We start from the raw sequence: 3,224 nt of genomic DNA on the forward strand, positions 1-3,224 counted from the left end.
CCATAGCAGCCGTCAACGGGCCGGACTCGGTGGTCGTCTCCGGCGACGAACACGACATCAACCGCATCACCACCCACTTCACCGACCTCGGCCGACGCACCCGACGCCTCACCGTCAGCCACGCCTTCCACTCCCCCCACATGAACCCCATCCTCGACCAATTCCACACCATCGCCGAACAGATCACCTTCCACCCACCCCGCATCCCGATCATCTCCACCCTCACCGGCCAACCCGCCACCCCCGAACAACTCACCTCCCCCCACTACTGGACCCGCCACATCCGCGACACCGTCCGCTACCACCACGCCATCCAAACCCTCACCACCCACGGCCCCTTCACCGCGATCGAACTCGGACCGGACGCCGCGCTAAGCGCGACCACCGAGGGCGCCGTCCCTCTTCTGCGCCGGGGCCGTTCCGAGCTCCGGACGCTGCTCGGGGCGCTCGCGGCGGTGTCCGTGCGCGGGGGGGCCGTCGACCCGACGGCCCTGTACCCGGCCGGTTCCGCCGCGCACCCGGGTTCCCTGCCCACGTACGCCTTCCAGCGCGAGCGCTACTGGCTGGCGCCTTCGTCGGCCGGTTCCTCCGGGGGCGCGGGGCTGCTCGGGCTGACCGGGCTGCCCCTCGCCGGGCACCCGTTCCTGGGCTCGCTCATCGAACTCGCCGAGGACGGCGGGCTCGTGCTGCCCGGAGAGGTGTCGACGGCGGCCCACCCGTGGCTGGAGGACCACCGGATCGCCGGCCGGGTGCTCCTGCCCGGCACGGCCTTCCTCGACCTGGCGCTCGCCGCCGGTGAGCGGACCGGGACCCCGCGCGTCGAGGAGCTGACGCTGGAGGCCCCGCTCGTCCTGGACGGGGCGGAGTCCGTACGGCTCCAGGTGTCGGTCGGGGCGCCGGACGGGGCCGGGGCGCGTGCCCTGTCCGTGCACGGCCTGGCGCCGGACGCCGAGGAGTGGACGCGGCACGCCACCGCGCTCCTCGTCCCCGCGCTCCTCCAGGAGACCGCCCCGTCGGGCGCCTGGCCCCCGCCGGGGGCCGAGCCCGTGGACCCGGCGGCGTTGTACGAGGACCTCGACGCGCTCGGGTACGGCTACGGGCCGGCGTTCCGCGCGGTGCGCGCGGCCTGGCGGCTCGGCGACGAGCTGTACGCGGAGCTGGGGACGGCGACGGGCGCGGAGGCGGACCTCCCCGAGGCCACGGACGCGTCCGGGTTCGGCGTCCATCCCGCGCTGCTGGACGCGGCGCTGCACCTACGGGTGGTGCGGGAGGCGGCGGAGTCGCGGGGCGCGCTGCCGTTGCCGTTCTCCTGGTCGGGGGTGGAACTGCACGCGACCGGTGCCTCGGTGCTGCGGGTGCGGTGGTCGGCGGACGGGCGGCTCACGGGCGTGGACCCGGAGGGCCGGCCGGTGGTGTCGGCCGAGGCGCTGGCGCTGTTGCCGGTGGACACGGACCGGCTGGGGGCCGCCGCCGGCCGGGTGCGTGACCTGCACCGGCTGGAGTGGGCGCCGGTGGAGCGGGTGGCCGGCGCGACGGACGCGGTCGTGCTCGTGGACCAGGTGGCGGAGGTGGCGGCGGAGGTGCCGCCGGTCGTCGCGCTGCGGGTGCCGGGCGGGCGCGCGGCGGCCGCACACGCCCTGGAGGAGGTGCGGGCCTGGGTGTCCGGCGAGCGGTTCCGGGAGGCGCGGCTCCTGCTGCTGACCCGGGGCGCGCAGGCCGCGACGGACGGCGACACGGTGCCCGATCCGTGGGCGGCCGCCGTCTGGGGACTCGTACGGTCGGCGCAGTCGGAGCATCCGGACCGCCTCGCGGTCGCGGACGTCGACGCGGCGGACGAGGGCGAACTGCGGCGCGCGCTTCCCCTGCTCGCGGCCGCTTCGGCGGCCCATCCGCAACTGGCCCTGCGAGACGGCTCCTTGAGCGCTCCGAGGCTGGTGCGCGCGGACGTGCCGTCCGCCGCGCCGCTGGAGCTCGCGGACCGGACCGTGCTCGTCACGGGGGCCACGGGCGGGCTCGGGCGACTGCTCGTCCGGCATCTGGTGGAGCGGCACGGGGTGCGACACCTGCTGCTGCTCAGCCGGTCCGGCGCGGGGGCGCCCGGAGCCGGGGAACTGCTCGCCGAGCTCGCGGCGGCCGGGGCGGAGGCCGTCTTCGCGGCGGTGGACGCCGCCGACCGGGAGGCGCTGGCCGGAGTGCTGGACGCCGTGCCGGCGGGGCGTCCGCTGGGGGCGGTGTTCCACCTGGCGGGGGCGCTGGACGACGGGACGGTCGCATCGCTGACAGGCGAGCGGCTGGACGCGGTTCTGCGGCCCAAGGCGGACGCGGCCGTCCACCTGCACGAGCTGACGGCCGGTGCGGATCTCGCGGCGTTCGTGCTCTTCTCGTCGGTGACCGGGGTCGCCGGTACGCCGGGGCAGGCCAACTACGCCGCCGCCAACGCGGTCCTGGACGCCCTCGCCGAGCACCGGCGGGCCGCCGGGCTGCCGGGGACGGCGCTGGCCTGGGGCCTGTGGGACACCGGGGACGGCATGGCGGGCGGCCTCGGGGCGGACGGGCGGGCGCGCTGGGCGCGCTCCGGCTTCGCCCCGCTGTCCGGCGCCGAGGGACTGGCGCTTCTGGACGCGGTGCCGTCCGGTGCGGCGGGCGCGCTCGTGCCCGTGCGCCTCGATGTCGCCGCGCTGCGCGAGCGGGCGGCCTCCGCGCCGCTGCCGGCTCCGCTGCGGCACCTGGCGCGGCCCGCGCTGCGGCGGGCAGCCGGCGCGACCGCGGCGCGCGGGGACGGGAGCTGGGCCGAGCGGACCGGTGCGCTGCCGGACGCCGAGCGGGACCGGGCGGTGGCGGAGCTGGTGCGCACGACGGTCGCTACGGTGCTGGGGCACGCCACCTCCGTGTCGATCGACGCCGGGCGCGCCTTCCGCGACCTGGGCTTCGACTCCCTGACCGGGGTGGAATTGCGCAACCGTCTCGGTGCGCTGACGGGGCTGCGGATCCCCGCCACGGCCGTCTTCGACCATCCGTCGCCGGAGGCACTCGCCGCGCATCTGGTGGCGCTGCTGCCGGGGGGCGGGGACGGGCCCCGGGCGGCGCTGCCGGTACCGGCGCCGCCCGCCGCCCTCGACGCCGATCCGATCGTGATCGTCGGCATGGCGTGCCGCTACCCCGGCGGGGTGGAGTCCCCGGAGGAGCTGTGGGAGCTGGTCGCGTCGGGCTCGGACGCGATCGGC

General features: G+C 77.3%; 1 protein-coding gene. It reads left to right on the plus strand.

Translation table 11 applies throughout. The annotated features are described in order from the left end of the window. The coding region (locus tag ACFWN1_RS32510; RefSeq protein WP_384370112.1) for an SDR family NAD(P)-dependent oxidoreductase at positions 1 to 3,224 on the plus strand (3,224 nt) is incomplete at both ends.

This window comes from Streptomyces sp. NPDC058459 (assembly GCF_042721685.1).
Taxonomy (GTDB): domain Bacteria; phylum Actinomycetota; class Actinomycetes; order Streptomycetales; family Streptomycetaceae; genus Streptomyces.